This window comes from Streptomyces sp. NPDC055239 (genome assembly GCF_053606205.1).
The window spans coordinates 143,122-156,901 of sequence record NZ_JBSGRD010000001.1 but is presented as its reverse complement, the minus strand read 5'-3'; the positions used below and the strand labels follow the sequence as shown (position 1 = coordinate 156,901).

Sequence of the window (13,780 nt, the reverse complement as noted above, 5' to 3'; positions counted from 1 at the left end):
TCCAAGGAGTCCTGCCATGCCCCTGCGTGAAAAGGTGCGTTTCGTCAGCGATGCGGCCAAACTCACCGGCCACCTCTTTCTGCCCGATACCGCCGGCCCCGACGCCGCGCCGGTACAGGGCGTCGTGGTTGCCGGAACATGGACCAGCGTCAAGGAGCAGATGGCCGACCGGTACGCCGAGGAGCTGGCCCGGCGCGGCTATGCGGCGCTGGCGTTCGACTTCACCGGATACGGCGAGTCCGAGGGCGAGCCGCGCGACTACGAGTCGCCGGAGCTGAAGGCCCGTGATCTCCACGCCGCCGCGGACTTCCTGACCGGCCATCCGGCGGTGGACGGCGGGCGACTGGGCGCGTTGGGGGTGTGCGCCGGGGCGATGTACGCGAGCGCGTTCGCCGTCGAGGACGCACGGGTGGGGTCGTTGGCACTGGTGGCGCCGTGGCTGCACGACCGCCGTATCTGCGAGGAGAACTACGGCGGGGCGGAGGGCATTGCCGCGAAGAAGGCGGCGGCGGACGCGGCTCGGCGGCGGTACGAGGCGAGCGGGGAAGTCGCTTATGTGCCGGCGGTCAGCGGCAGCGATCCGGACGCGGCCATGCCCTTCGACATCGACTTCTACCTCAACCCGGAACGCGGCGGGATCCCGCAGTGGCCCAACCGTTATGCCGTGATGGCCTGGTCCGAGTGGCTGGACTTCGACGCCGTCGCGCTCGCCGCGAAAGTGACCGTGCCCGCGTTGCTCGTGCACAGCGAGGACGCCGCCATCCCGGACGGCGCCCGCCGCTTCCACGACAACCTCATGGGAGAGCGGAACATCCTTTGGACCGAAGGCGTCCAGTTCGACTTCTACGACCAGGCGCCACAGGTCGGCCTTGCCGCGGACGCGGCGGCCGAGCACTTCGCCCGCACCCTGTGAACACCCCCACTGCCGACAGGAGAACACCTGCTATGCCCGAGCTACTTGAGGCCAAGCACGAGGCCAAGCGCATCGTCGCCGAGACCTGCACCCGCATGGCCGTGCACGCGGACCGCCGCGAATGGATGCAGCTGCGTGGCCTGTTCGCCGACAAGGTGCTGCTCGACTACACCAGTCTGAACGGCGGCGAGCCGGCCCAGCTCACCCCGCAGGAGATCGTCGACGCCTGGGCGGCCACGCTCGGCGGCTACGACGCCACCCACCACCTGCTCGCCAATCAGCTCGTCGAGCTCGAAGGAGACCGTGCCGTGTGCACGGCTTCCTTCCAGGCCACCCACCGCCTGGCCACCGCCCACGGGGCGCCGCTGTGGACGCTCGGCGGCGCATACCGGTGGGAGCTGGCCCGGACCGGCGATCGCTGGTTGATCGACACCGTGGTGATGACCGCGACCTGGGGCGACGGCAACAGGGACCTTCCCGCGCAGGCAGCCGGCCGACGATGACCTCCTCCGCTCCTACGCCTCTTGCCGTGTCGCCGCCATCCGCCGCCCGTGGCGGATCCGCGGTGGTGCTCGGCGCGGCCCTGTTGGGCTTCTTCCTCATCTCGCTGGACGCGTTGATCGTCACCGTCGCGCTGCCCGACATCGGACGCAGCCTCGGCACCGGCATGTCCGGCCTGCAGTGGGTGGTGGACGGATACACGCTGATGTTCGCCGCTTTGATGCTGTCCGCGGGCGCGCTGTCCGATCGCATTGGGGCACGGCGGGCCTTCGGCGCCGGCCTTGTGCTGTTCGCGCTGGCCTCGGCGGCGTGCGGCCTCGCGCCCGGGCTCGGCGTGCTGGTGGCCGCGCGGCTGGTACAGGGTGCCGCGGCGGCCGTGATGATGCCCGCGTCCCTCGCTCTGGTCCGGCAGAACTTCCCTGATCAGGCCCAGCGGGCGCGGGCGATCGCGATATGGACCGTGGGCGGCGCGGTCGCGGTGGCGGCCGGTCCCGTGCTCGGCGGGGCGCTCACCGCGTCCGTCGGCTGGCGGTGGATCTTCTTCGTCAACCTGCCGGCCGGTGTGCTGGCCCTCGCGCTGCTCACGCGGGTGCCGGCCTCACCGCGGCTGCCCGCGCGTCTCGACCTTGTCGGGCAGGTGACGGCGGTGTTGGCGATGGGTGGGCTGACGTACGGCGTCATCGAGGGCGGCGCGGAGGGATTCGGCAGACCGGCCGTGGTGGCGTCGCTGCTGGTGGCCGGGGCCTGCGCAATCGGCTTCCTCGCCGCGCAGGCCCGAGGCGCATCCCCCATGCTGCCGCTGGCGCTGTTCCGGTCCCGGGTGGTGGCGGTGTCCCTGCTGGTGGGATTCATGCTCAACGCCACTTACTACGGCGGGGTGTTCGTCTTCAGTCTCTATCTGCAGCAGGAGCGTGGGCAGTCCGCGCTGCACGCGGGCCTGATGTTCATTCCGATGACGGCCCTGGTCGCTGTGGTGAACCTGGGCTCGGCGAAGCTGGCCGCCCGGTTCGGCCCGCGACTGCCGATAGTGGCGGGGCAGGTGGTAGGCGCTGCCGGACTGGTGGCGCTGACCTCGGTCGGCGCGCACACCGACGTGTGGACGGTGGCGCTGCTGATGGTGCCGGTCGGACTCGGCGGCGCGCTGGCGGTGCCCGCGCTGACCGCGATGCTGCTCGATGCCGTGCCCGCGGAGCGGGCGGGCACCGCGGGCGCGGTGCTCAACACCGCCCGCCAGGTCGGCGGGGCCATCGCGGTGGCGGTGTACGGTGCGCTGCTGACAGCCGCGGATACGTTCCTGGCCGGGATGCGGTGGAGCGTACTGCTCGCGGCGGCCGGGCTCGCCCTGACAGTGGGGGCAACGCTGACGCTACAGCGGGCCGGTCTGCGGGCTACGGCCGTATAGGGACTCGCTGGTCGGCTGCGGGGCGAGGTCGAGGACCGTGCGGATGAGCGCTTGAAGCCCGGCTGCTCGGCCCTCGTCCCGCCACATCAGCGCGTACTCGACGGGTATCGCGTCGGCGAACGGAACGTAGGCGATGTCCGGCCAGGCGTGGTACTGCCCCACTCTGACGGTAGCGACCGTAGCCCCTTCGCCTGCGCTGACCAGCGACAGCACCCCCTCCCAGTCGGATGCGGTCGGGCCATGCTCGATAGCCTTCCCCTGCGGCGTACGACGCGGGAAGAATGCCTCGTGCCACGCGCGGGACACGCCGAGTGCCGTGATCAGAGGAAGCAGGGCGAGGTCCTCCAGCGACACCCATTCACGCGCCGCCAGAGGGTGGGCTGCGGGCACCACGAGGGCACGACGCTCGCTGAACAGCACCGGTCCCACGACGACGCCGGGCTCTTCGACAGGCGTCTCGGCGATCACCAGGTCGACGTCCTTCTGGCGCAGTGCCCTGATCGGGGTGCTGTACGTCGACCCCTGGAGCTCGACCGAGCAGAGGGGATGACGGGTTGAGAAGGCCTCCGCTGCTTGCGCGAGGAGCTTGCCGGACCACGGGGCGGTGAAGCCGACGCGCAACACCCCACGGATGTCCGCGCAGGCGGCCGCGGCGTCGGCGAGAGCCCGCTGAATCTGCTGGTACGCGGGGAGCAGGTCATCGCGGAGCTGCCGGCCGACCGGGGTGAGCTCCACGCGGCGACTGCTGCGTTCGAAGAGCGCGCCGCCGATACGACGCTCCAGCGCCTTGATCGTCTGGCTGACCCGGCCGGGCGAGACGTGCAGACGCTCCGCAGTCCGGGCGAAATGCAGCTCCTCGGCCAACGCCAGAAGCGTCTCGATCTCGTACCGCTCCACCAGACCTCCACCACGCCACGCCACACGCTCCGCTGCCACCTGGCGCGACAGTCGCCCTCATGGAGCGGATGCACGAAGACCTCGCGCGAGTCGGGTCATCCGAGCTTGGCACACGGAGGTCAGAACGTTCGAGCTGGCGCACAGCGTAGAGGAACATGCTCCTCGCCCCCTCGCCCTCGTACGGAGGAAGCCGCGGAATCCCCCACCGAACGTCGTGCCGCGAAGCGGCACAGCATCCGGTGAGGGGAGGCCGGATTCCTCGGGCCTCTGCCCGAGGAGCATGTCATTTCGCGTACAGCAGCGTCCCGAAGCCCAGCTGGTCGAACCCGCCGCTGTTGGGACCGTAGTCACCGCCGCCGCCCTCCGGACGCGCCTTCTCCGCGAGGGCGGTGATGTAGGGCACGGAGAGCCTGCGTCGGCGCGCGTAGTGGAAGTGGAGGAGGTCCCACACCGGCCGTGCCTGGCCGCGGCCCGCCTCGGAGATGACGGTCTGCTCGCGGTAGGCGCAGTTCTGGCCCGTGCCCCAGGTGTACTTGGTGAACGGCACGTCCTGGCCCAGGTTGTACTTGGCGACGTACTGGGCGGCCTTCATGAACCGGTCGTCGTCGTGGCCGTAGAGGTCGTCGCCCTGGTTCCAGGCCATCTCGCAGATCGCGCCCATCAGGCCCATGCCCATCACGGTGTGGCCCTGGTCGCGGCCCGACTCCTGCCACTGGGCGAGGCCTTCGGCGTCGTACACGAAGGGGACAGCCTTTTTGAGGGCGCCGTTGCCCTCGCCGTTCTTGAAGTACTCCACCGCACGGTCGTAGTTGGGCTTGTCGTCGCACAGGATGCCGATCGCCATGACCGACGCCATGGTGCACAGGTCCCAGTTGGCCCAGTAGTTGGTGATGCAGGCGCCGTTGTGGTTCTTCAGGAAGTCGTCGTTGAGAGGGTGGAAGACGTTGAGCAGCATCGTCTTGAACCGGTCGAGGTCGAACCCGCTGTAGCCGCGCATGAGTTCGGCGGCGTTGGCGAACTGGTAGCCGTAGATCCCGGCGGCCAGGAAGCGGTCGGCGTTGCCCGTCACCTGGGTGAGCGTGGCCGACCAGGCGTTGAGGATGTCGCGCGCGGTGTCGCCGTGCGCGGCAGAGCCGCTGATCCGCCAGCGCAGGGCGTTCTGGTAGGCGGCGTGGATGTCTCGGTAGAGGGTGGGGTAGTTCTGGCCCGTGCCGCCGCGGATGATGACATCCCGGGGACTGGCCTTCCAGGTGGCCGCGGAGAGCGCGTTGGCGGTCAGCTTCTGCCAGCCGGGTGTCCAGGGCGCGGCGCCCGCGGCGACCCTCACCTTGGCGCGGTTGAGGTCACCCGCGTTGTGCAGCATGCCGGGGTGGGCGAAGGCCGTGGGGGCTGCGTCCGCCTTCTCGTCGGTGAGGGCGATGGTGGCGGCGCCACCGACCGCGCCCGCGGCGACGAGACCGCCGGAGGCCTTGAGCATGCCGCGACGGCTGAACCGATGCCTGTTGTCCTGACCCATGGGGAGGGCTCCTTGAAACGTACGAGGGGTGCGTTCACCAAGGAGACGCGGCAGGTGGCCGCCGATAACAGAAACCGCCGGGCTCGGGCCTCCCGTCAGCCCTTTGCGGTACCCGGACCTGGGCCCGAGCTGGCTCGGACCGTCAACTCCGGCGCGATCAGCGCGACTTCATCGACACCCTGACCCCGGAGCTTCGCGACGACGCGCTCCACCGCCTGCCGCCCCATCTCCTGTGCGGGGATGGCGACGGAGGTGAGGCGCACCGAGGCCTGGGTGGCGACCTGGTCGGGGCAGATCGCGATGACGGAGACGTCCTCCGGGATGGCGCGGCCCTGCTGGCGCAGAAGGCTCAGGAGGGGCTCCACCGCCGACTCGTTCTGCACGACGAACCCCGTGGTGCCGGGGCGCTCGTCGAAGATCCGGGACAGGGTCGCGGCCAGCGCGTCGTACGTCCCCTCGCAGGGCCGGTGCAGCACCCGCAGGCCGAGCTCCCGGGCCCGTGTGCGCAGCCCGTCCAGGGTGCGCTCGGCGAACCCGGTGTGCCGCTCGTACACGGCGGGCGCCTCGCCGATGACGGCGATGTCCCGGTGGCCGAGCCCGGAGAGGTGCTCGACGCACTGTGCGCCGGTCGCCACGAAGTCGAGGTCCACGCAGGTCAGGCCCGTGGGGTCGGCGGGGAGGCCGATGAGGACGGCGGGCCGGGCGATCTCGCGGATCAGCGGCAGGCGCTCGTCGTGCAGCTCCACGTCCATCAGGATCATCGCGTCGGCGAGCGCGCTGCCCTCGATGCGGCGGACAGCCTCGGGTCCCTCCTCGCCGGTCAGGAGCAGCACGTCGTACCCGTGGGTGCGTGCGGTGGTGGCGACGGCGATGGCTATCTCCATCATCACCGGCACGTACATGTCGGTGCGCAGCGGCACCATCAGCGCGATGATGTTGGACTTGCTGCTGGCCAGGGCGCGGGCGCCGGCGTTCGGGTGGTAGCCGAGCTCGCGGATGGACTGTTCGACGCGGTCCTTGGTGGAGGCGGAGATGGACCGCTTGCCGCTGAGTACGTAGCTCACCGTGCTGGCCGAGACTCCGGCGTGGTGGGCGACCTCGGCAAGGGTGACCATTCAGCTCTCCCGGACAGATCGACGGATCGACAGATCGTGAGGCGGTGGCGAAGCGCTTCGACTTGGGGCCACCTCGACCCTAGAGGGACACCCATGTGCTGTCCATAGGCATGTCGAAGCGCTTCGACTGACCGCGTCAGCCGCGGGAGTTGAAGTCCCCGTACACAATGCCACGGCCGTTCGTGGACACGTACACCCGCCCGTAGATCCGGGGATCACCGGTGATGGCGGCGCCGGTCCAGCCCCACTGGTGGGCGTCGTCGTTCACGCGCACCCAGCTCTCCCCGGCGTCGGTGGAGCGGAAGATGCCGCGCACGCCGTCGATCTTCGCGCTGGTGTAGAGCGTCTGGTGGTCCGAGCCGGGCGCGGCCTTGCCGAAGCCGATCGTGTCGGCCTCCTCGACGCCCTGGACGCGGGTGAAGCTCGCACCGGAGTCCGTCGAGTGCCACAGGCCGTACGTTCCCCCGGCCTTTCCGCCCGCGAGCCAGATGTCACCCTTGGAGCCGGGTAGGGCCTTGAAGCGCGCCGCACCCTCGGCGGGCAACCCGGTGGAGGTCTTCGCGGTGAAGGTCGCCCCGCCGTCCGTGCTGACGTAGAACGTCCCGGACTTGAAGCCGTAGAACGTCTTCGGGTCTGCCCGGTCGGACTCGACGACCGCGCCCTGCGGGATGCCCGTGGACGCCGTCCATGTCGCGCCCCGGTCGCCGCTGGTGTGCACGCCCGTGCCGTCCGGGCTCCACACGAAGCGGCTGCCGTCGGCGGACGCGGCGACCGTGCCGCCGCCGGAGACCCCTGAGGGCTCTTTGCCCGCTGACCAGGTGGCGCCGTTGTCACGGGAGAAGCCGATGCGCGGCCCGCTGTCGAGCTGACCGGCCCGCACCACCGTGTCCGGGTCGGACTCGGCGTGGTCGAGGCTCGTCGTGGTGGTGAAGTTGGGCTCGGTGTACATCAGGGGCGGCACCTTGGTGACGTCCGTGTGCCGGAAGCCGCCGATGTCGCCGAGCGCGCTGAGCAGCGGCGCGCCTGAGGACGGTGCCGCGAGATCGTTGACGGCCGTCTCCTCCAGGCCCTTCACCATCGGGGTGACGGTGAACTTGCCGCCGCTGTCCCACTGCCGGAGGTTCCCGGTGCCGTAGACGGTGGCCCCGGTGCCATACATCATCCGGTCGGAGTCGAACGGGTCGATCTCCAGGGCCTCGGTCATCCAGCCCAGTTTCGGGGCCTGTTCGGGCGGCGCCGGGTTCGCTCCCCACGACAGCCACGGCACGGAGGAGACGTCCATGGTGTAGCGGTTGGTGCGTTCGGGATAGGCGGCGTAGCTCCAGGCGCCGGTCCAGCTTCCACCGCTGTCGGTGGAGCGGAAGATCTGGGTGTCCGGGAACCACGAGCTGTAGCCGGTGACCATGACGGTGCCGGGATGCTGCCGGTCGATGCTCAGTCCGCTGTAGCCGTAGTACGTGTCGGCGTCGGTGGCGGGGCTGATGTTCTTCCACTCGCCGGTGCGGGTCGCGTACCGCCACACCTGGCCCTTGCCGCCGTCGTAGGGGCCGCCCTTGTCGCTGTAGGCGAGGTAGAGGTAGCCGTTCTCGGCGTCGAGCACGCCCTTGTGGGCGAGGTGTCCGGTGGGCTGACCCGCGAGGCGGGTCCAGGTGGTGCCCGCGTCCGTCGAGCGGTAGACGGCGTTCTCCTTGTCGGCGACGCCCACATAGACGGTCTTGGTGCGCGAGCCGGAGGCGCCCGTGGACTCGTCGAAGGTGACCCAGGCGATGCCCTGGTTGTCGGAGGCGTAGCCGGTTGAATCACCCGGATCCTGCTGGTAGTTGCCGGGGTTGGGGAACGCGGTCACCTCCGACCAGGTGGCGCCGGAGTCGGTGGAGCGCCACAGGCCGTGGCCGCTGGGCGCCCCGAGGTACAGGACGCGATTGTCGTGCGGGTCGACGGCGAGGCGTTCGCCCATCCCACGGCCCGGCATGTTGCCGCCGAGCTTGAAGGGCAGGTCGGCCTTCTTCCAGGTCCTGCCCCGGTCGGCCGAGCGCAGGACGGCGCCCTTACCGGGGTCCCAGTCGTTGGTGTACGTGCCGACAGCGGCGTACACCTTGTTCGGCTCGACGGTGTCGGACGCGATGCTGACGACCCCGGTGTGGCCCCAGTCGTCCCAGCCCACGGAGTCGAGCAGCGGGGTCCATGTCTGGGTCTTCTCCTGCCAGCGGTAGGCGCCGCCGATGTCGGTGCGGGCGTACGCGAGGTTCTTCTCGGCCCGGTTGAAGACGATGCCGGGGACGAAACCGCCGCCGTCGACGCGGACGTTCTTCCAGGTGTACGACGCGGTCGGGGCCTTCTCCTTGGCGTCGTCGGCACTGGTGTCGTCGGCACCGGAGGACGGGGCGGCCACAAGCAGCAGACCCGGGATCAGACAGAGGGCGCCGAGCAGCTTCCCGCCCCGTCTGGGAGGGGCACTCACTGCGACCCCGACCCCGGTTCGAGGAGCTCCGCGTACGCCCCCATGGCGAGCGCGATGTCCGCCTGCGCCCAGAAGCGGTGGTAGGTGAACTGCGGGGGCGCTCCCCCGGCGAGATAGGCCTCGACCTTCGGCCAGTCGGGGTCGTCGCGGTAGAAGGAGCGGATGGAGGTGAAGTCGGATCCGGAGTTGATGGTGTCGCCGTTGGGCATGGTGCCGGTCCAGCCGTTCGGGACGTACACCCCGTCGTCAAACCGGTTGTAGTCGGCGCGGGTCTCGGGCACGGCGATGCCGAGGGGGTCCTGGTAGTGCTTCCACATGCCGTCGAGGAGCGCCTTGGCCGTGGTGGCGGCCTGGGTGTGGCTGGTGGCGGCGGCGTAGTACGTGAGGGTCTTGGCGTAGGCGGCGGCCACGCCCACGTCATTGGTGCGGTCGACGACGGAGACGTGAAGTCCCGTGTTGGCGCCTGGACTTGACGGGGTCCAGGTGTCGGGCCGGCCGGACCACTTGAGCGTGGAGGGGAAAGTGTAGGTGCCGTCGGCGGCGATCTTCGTCTCGGAGAGCGCCCACTTCACCCACTTGTCCATGACGGTCTTCGCGGCGGGGTCGTCGGTCTCGTGGAGGTACTCGGCGACACGCTCCATCGACCAGGCCTGGAAGCCGAACCACTGGTTGGACGGCGGGTCGTGGTAGACGGGCTTCTCGTCGTAGGCCATGCCGTAGAAGGTGGGGGTACCGGCCGGGGGCTTGGCGTAGTGGCCCTGCCAGCTGTTGGTGGCGCCGCCCGCGATGGCGCCTTCGGCGGACTGCAGCCAGCGGTAGAACTCGATCTGCCGGGTCAGGCTCTTGGTCCAGTCCGCCTTGCCCGACGCCGACTTGGGGGCCAGCGGGGCGTACGCGCTGAGGGCGAAGGCGGCCAGGGGGTTCTGGTAGCCGCCGTGGCTGTGGCTCGATCCGATGCGCCAGGCCCAGCCCGCGGATGTGTCGGTGGCGCCGCCCCAGGCGTAGTACCAGGACAGCAGGTAGTGCGAGCTGTTCTTGCCGCTGCCCGGCGCGCAGCCTGACGGGTCGGTGCAGTTGCCGATGGTCTTGAAGTACTTGTCGAACAGGGCGTAGCGCAGGTAGTCGCCCATCTTGGCCGCCTTGGCGACCGTCGCCGCGACAGCGGACGCCTTGCCCTGGGCCGATGCCCAGACGTGGGCCCAGTAGGCGGCCTGGACGGCGCGGGCGTCGGCGTCGGGGGCGTTGGTGTACTTCCACTGCTTGGCGTAGGAGGCATCACCGGTGAACAGGTCGAGGTAGCCGTTCCTGCCGCCGTGCTGGAACTCGTCGCGGGTGGGGTGCGGGACGGTCTCCCAGACCGACTCCTGGGGGCCGCGCTGGAAGGTGTTGATGTAGACGGGGCCCGTGGCGTCGCCGCCGTAGCCGTACACGTTGTCGACGTCCTGAAGCCAGTGCATGCCGTAGATGTCGTCGGTGCCGTACGCGCTCTTCAGCTCGGCGGCGATCGGGTCGGCGCCGGCCTGGATCGCGGGGTCGAGACGGGCCGGGTACTGCGAGGGCTCGTCGTGTTCGGGGGCGTACGTGGCTGGTTTTGCCGCATTGTAGAAACTGTTCGTCGGCTGGTCCGCATGGGTCGGGATCATGAATTTCTCCATGGTTTCCCAGGCCGCGTTGAAACGGGTCCAGTCGCCGCTGACCTTGCCGTACATGGCTTGCAGCCAGAGCAGATAGCTGTACGCCTCGGATGTCGTCTCGTGCCCGTGGTCGGGGGCTTCGACAATGAGGGTTTCGACGGAGTGGTACGGAATACCGTCCGGCGAGAAATAGCCGTTCGCGGAATCGGTGATCTTCGCGTAGAGGTCGAGGAACCGCTGTTCGTACTCGGTGGCCGCGGTCGCCGCGTGGGCGCTGTGAGCTGCGGGGTTGAGCGCCACGGCGATGGGTGCGAGGGCGACTCCGGCGCCTAGCGTGAGCAGGTTGCGGCGGCTGATTTCCGGTCTGGAGGGGCCGGAGCGGGGGGAATCGGGGGAATGGGGGAATGCAGACATGCCGGGATGACTCCTGACAGCTCGATGGTGGGGGCGAGCTCCGCTCGGGGAGCTGGGAAAACAGTGGGAGGACCAGCGGGAATCGAGGGGGATGACCAGTGGGAGCACCAGCGAGAGCACCAGTGGGAGCGCTCCCAAAGTTCAGCCGAATCGCCGCGATGTCAAGAGCCGTCACACGAAAGGGAGTTGTCGAATGAATTCGACAGCGGCGATCGAAAGAATCTGAGAAAACCGCCAACCTTTCTGTTCTCGGCGGCGACTTCCTGCTAGCTTCCACGGCACCAGTGGGAGCGATTCCGGTTCAATCCGAGGAGTCGCTCATGCCCCGACCCCCGCGTCTGCTCCGCATATTGGCCGTCCTCGCGGGCGCCGTCCTCATCGCCGCCGGACTCGCGCTGCCCTCCGCCCTGCCGACGGCGGGCGCCGCGCCTGCCATGGCGGCACCACCCCCGGTGCTGCACGCCGACGGCAACCGGCTCGTCGACGCCCGAGGCGCGACGCACCGGCTGCTCGGCGTCAACCGCTCCGGCGGCGAGTTCGCCTGCGTCCAGGGCTACGGCATCTTCGACGGCCCCGTCGACGACGCCTCCGTGCAGGCCATCGCGGACTGGAAGGCCAACACCGTACGCATCCCGCTCAACGAGGAGTGCTGGCTGGGAACAGACAACATCGACCCGCGCTACGCGGGCGCCAACTACACATCCGCCATCAAGGATCTGGTCCGGCGCGTCCAGGCCCACGGCATGACCCCGATCGTCGAACTGCACTGGTCATACGGCCAGTACACCGGCAACTCGGCGGGCTGCCCGGACGTGCACGCCAGCTGCCAGAAGCCGATGCCGAACGCGCGGTACACCCCGGCGTTCTGGAAGTCGGTGGCCACCACCTTCAAGGACGATCCGGCGGTCGTACTCGACCTGTTCAACGAGCCCTATCCGGACCGTGCGACGCCCACCACCGAGCAGGCCTGGGACTGCTGGCGGGACGGCGGCACCTGCCCCGGCATCGGCTACGAGGTCGCCGGCATGCAGGACCTGCTCGACGCGGTGCGCGGGACGGGCGCGAAGAATCTCGTGCTCGCGGCGGGCATCGCGTACTCGAACGACCTCAGCGGCTGGCTGGAGCACGCGCCGAAGGACCCGGCGGGCAATCTCGCCGCGGCCTGGCACGTCTACAACTTCAACACCTGCTCCACCACGAGCTGCTTCGATGCCACGCTCGCGCCGGTCGCCGCGAAAGTCCCGCTCGTGGCGGGCGAGATCGGCGAGAACACCTGCTCCCACGGCTTCATCGACTCCGTCATGAAGTGGCTCGACGCGCACCAGGCCTCGTACCTCGGCTGGACCTGGAACACCTGGGACTGCTCGTCGGGCCCCTCCCTGATCAGTTCCTACGACGGCACGCCCACGGCGTTCGGCGCTGGTCTCCGCGACCATCTGGCCGCGCTCGCCGGCTGACCGTCCAGCTCCCCACAGACCCGTCCACCCCCACCCCCGAAGGGACCGCCCCATCATGAGCCGCACGCACACCAGGCACCGCAGATCCCGCACCCTCTTCCTGGCCGCACTCGCCACCGTCCTCGCCACGACCGGCGGCACCGCGCTCGCCGTGAGCGACGGCGCGGGCAGCACGACCGCCCAGGCAGCGGCGGCGCGCGTCGACAATCCGTACGCGGGCGCCAAGCCCTACGTGAACCCCGAGTGGTCGGCGAAGGCAGCCGCCGAGCCGGGCGGCAGCGCCATCGCGAAGCAGCCCACAGGCGTCTGGCTGGACCGGATCGCCGCGATCGAGGGCGCCGGCGACTCGATGGGCCTGCGCGACCACCTCGACGAGGCGGTCAAGCAGGGCGCGGGCGTCATCCAGTTGGTCATCTACAACCTGCCGGGCCGGGACTGCTCCGCACTCGCCTCCAACGGCGAGCTCGGCCCCACCGAGATCGGCAAGTACCAGAGCGACTACATCGACCCCATCGCCGCGATCCTCGCCGACTCGAAGTACGCGAACCTGCGCATCGTCACGACCGTCGAGATCGACTCGCTGCCCAACCTGGTCACCAACACCGGCAGCCGCCCCACCGCGACACCCGAGTGCGACGTGATGAAGGCCAACGGCAACTACGTGAAGGGCGTCGGCTACGCCCTGCGCAAGCTCGGCGCCGTCCCGAACGTCTACAACTACGTGGACGCGGGCCACCACGGCTGGATCGGCTGGGACGACAACTTCGCCGCGTCCGCCCAGGTCATGTACCAGGCGGCGACCACCGACGGCGGCAGCGTCGACAACGTGCACGGCTTCATCACCAACACGGCCAACTACAGCGCCCTGAAGGAGAACAACTTCAAGATCGGCGACACCGTCAACGGCCGGTCGGTCCGCGAGTCCAAGTGGGTCGACTGGAACCGCTCCGTCGACGAACTCTCCTACGCCCAGTCGTTCCGCAACCAGCTCGTCTCCACCGGCTTCAGGTCCGGCATCGGCATGCTCATCGACACCTCGCGCAACGGCTGGGGCGGATCCGCGCGGCCCGCGGGGCCCGGCGCCACCACGGACGTGAACACCTATGTGGAGGGCGGCCGTTACGACCGGCGCATCCACATCGGCAACTGGTGCAACCAGTCGGGTGCGGGACTCGGCGAGCGGCCGAAGACCGCGCCGGAGGCCGGCATCGACGCCTATGTGTGGATCAAGCCGCCGGGCGAGTCCGACGGGTCGAGCAAGGAGATCCCGAACGACGAGGGCAAGGGCTTCGACCGCATGTGTGACCCGACGTACGGAGGCAACCCCCGCAACGGCAACAACCCGTCCGGCGCGCTCGCGAACGCGCCGATCTCCGGGAAGTGGTTCTCGGCCCAGTTCCAGGAGCTCCTGAAGAACGCGTATCCGGCGCTGTAGCGCACCCCTTCGGGGCCCGAGCCCGGTTCGGGCCG

At 69.6% G+C, this 13,780-nt stretch carries 9 protein-coding genes and 1 pseudogene; 5 read left to right on the top strand and 5 right to left on the bottom strand.

The window, feature by feature from the left end:
- Window positions 1-16 precede the first annotated feature (16 nt).
- From ACWFRJ_RS00655 to ACWFRJ_RS00645, 3 genes are read left to right on the top strand one after another with little or no spacing between them, the layout of a single operon-like run.
- Window positions 17-913, top strand: a complete 897-nt coding sequence (locus ACWFRJ_RS00655) for an alpha/beta hydrolase (protein WP_453523478.1) — start codon at window positions 17-19, stop codon at window positions 911-913.
- Between the two features lie 32 nt (window positions 914-945).
- Complete coding sequence (locus ACWFRJ_RS00650; RefSeq protein WP_453523475.1) at window positions 946-1,416, top strand: nuclear transport factor 2 family protein; 471 nt, start codon at window positions 946-948, stop codon at window positions 1,414-1,416.
- On the top strand, window positions 1,413-2,816 hold the full coding sequence (locus ACWFRJ_RS00645; protein ID WP_453523473.1) for an MFS transporter: 1,404 nt from the start codon (window positions 1,413-1,415) through the stop codon (window positions 2,814-2,816). Before ACWFRJ_RS00650 ends, ACWFRJ_RS00645 begins: the two co-directional genes overlap by 4 nt.
- Here the strand turns inward: ACWFRJ_RS00645 and ACWFRJ_RS00640 are convergent.
- The 5 genes and pseudogenes from ACWFRJ_RS00640 to ACWFRJ_RS00620 all read right to left on the bottom strand — a co-directional run.
- Complete coding sequence (locus tag ACWFRJ_RS00640; protein ID WP_453523470.1) at window positions 2,781-3,713, bottom strand: LysR family transcriptional regulator; 933 nt, start codon at window positions 3,711-3,713, stop codon at window positions 2,781-2,783. The genes ACWFRJ_RS00645 and ACWFRJ_RS00640 overlap by 36 nt on opposite strands.
- Before the next feature lie 283 nt (window positions 3,714-3,996).
- Window positions 3,997-5,229: an alginate lyase family protein gene (locus tag ACWFRJ_RS00635; RefSeq protein WP_453523468.1), complete on the bottom strand. Its 1,233-nt coding sequence runs from the start codon at window positions 5,227-5,229 to the stop codon at window positions 3,997-3,999.
- A 95-nt stretch (window positions 5,230-5,324) separates the two neighbouring features.
- Window positions 5,325-6,344 carry a LacI family DNA-binding transcriptional regulator gene (locus ACWFRJ_RS00630; RefSeq protein ID WP_453523465.1) on the bottom strand — a complete coding sequence of 340 codons (1,020 nt, stop codon included), beginning with the start codon at window positions 6,342-6,344 and terminating at the stop codon, window positions 5,325-5,327.
- A 136-nt stretch (window positions 6,345-6,480) separates the two neighbouring features.
- Complete coding sequence (locus ACWFRJ_RS00625; protein WP_453523462.1) at window positions 6,481-8,805, bottom strand: xyloglucanase; 2,325 nt, start codon at window positions 8,803-8,805, stop codon at window positions 6,481-6,483.
- A pseudogene (locus ACWFRJ_RS00620) lies at window positions 8,802-10,685 on the bottom strand (glycoside hydrolase family 48 protein); the annotation flags it as partial. The pseudogene ACWFRJ_RS00620 and the gene ACWFRJ_RS00625, both read right to left, overlap by 4 nt.
- A 488-nt stretch (window positions 10,686-11,173) precedes the next feature.
- On the opposite strand from ACWFRJ_RS00620, the gene ACWFRJ_RS00615 reads away from it, so the two are divergent.
- Together ACWFRJ_RS00615 and ACWFRJ_RS00610 are read left to right on the top strand one after the other, a co-directional pair.
- Complete coding sequence (locus tag ACWFRJ_RS00615; RefSeq protein ID WP_453523460.1) at window positions 11,174-12,310, top strand: glycoside hydrolase family 5 protein; 1,137 nt, start codon at window positions 11,174-11,176, stop codon at window positions 12,308-12,310.
- Window positions 12,311-12,365: 55 nt separating this feature from the next.
- Window positions 12,366-13,745 carry a glycoside hydrolase family 6 protein gene (locus ACWFRJ_RS00610; protein ID WP_453523458.1) on the top strand — a complete coding sequence of 460 codons (1,380 nt, stop codon included), beginning with the start codon at window positions 12,366-12,368 and terminating at the stop codon, window positions 13,743-13,745.
- Window positions 13,746-13,780: the final 35 nt, after the last annotated feature.

Excerpts from the sequence above, each read along its gene's own strand:
- ACWFRJ_RS00610 (WP_453523458.1), top strand. The coding sequence starts at position 12,366 with ATGAGCCGCACGCACACCAGGCACCGCAGATCCCGCACCCTCTTCCTG.
- ACWFRJ_RS00655 (WP_453523478.1), top strand. The coding sequence starts at position 17 with ATGCCCCTGCGTGAAAAGGTGCGTTTCGTCAGCGATGCGGCCAAACTC.
- ACWFRJ_RS00635 (WP_453523468.1), bottom strand. The coding sequence starts at position 5,229 with ATGGGTCAGGACAACAGGCATCGGTTCAGCCGTCGCGGCATGCTCAAG.
- ACWFRJ_RS00650 (WP_453523475.1), top strand. The coding sequence starts at position 946 with ATGCCCGAGCTACTTGAGGCCAAGCACGAGGCCAAGCGCATCGTCGCC.
- ACWFRJ_RS00645 (WP_453523473.1), top strand. The coding sequence starts at position 1,413 with ATGACCTCCTCCGCTCCTACGCCTCTTGCCGTGTCGCCGCCATCCGCC.
- ACWFRJ_RS00630 (WP_453523465.1), bottom strand. The coding sequence starts at position 6,344 with ATGGTCACCCTTGCCGAGGTCGCCCACCACGCCGGAGTCTCGGCCAGC.
- ACWFRJ_RS00615 (WP_453523460.1), top strand. The coding sequence starts at position 11,174 with ATGCCCCGACCCCCGCGTCTGCTCCGCATATTGGCCGTCCTCGCGGGC.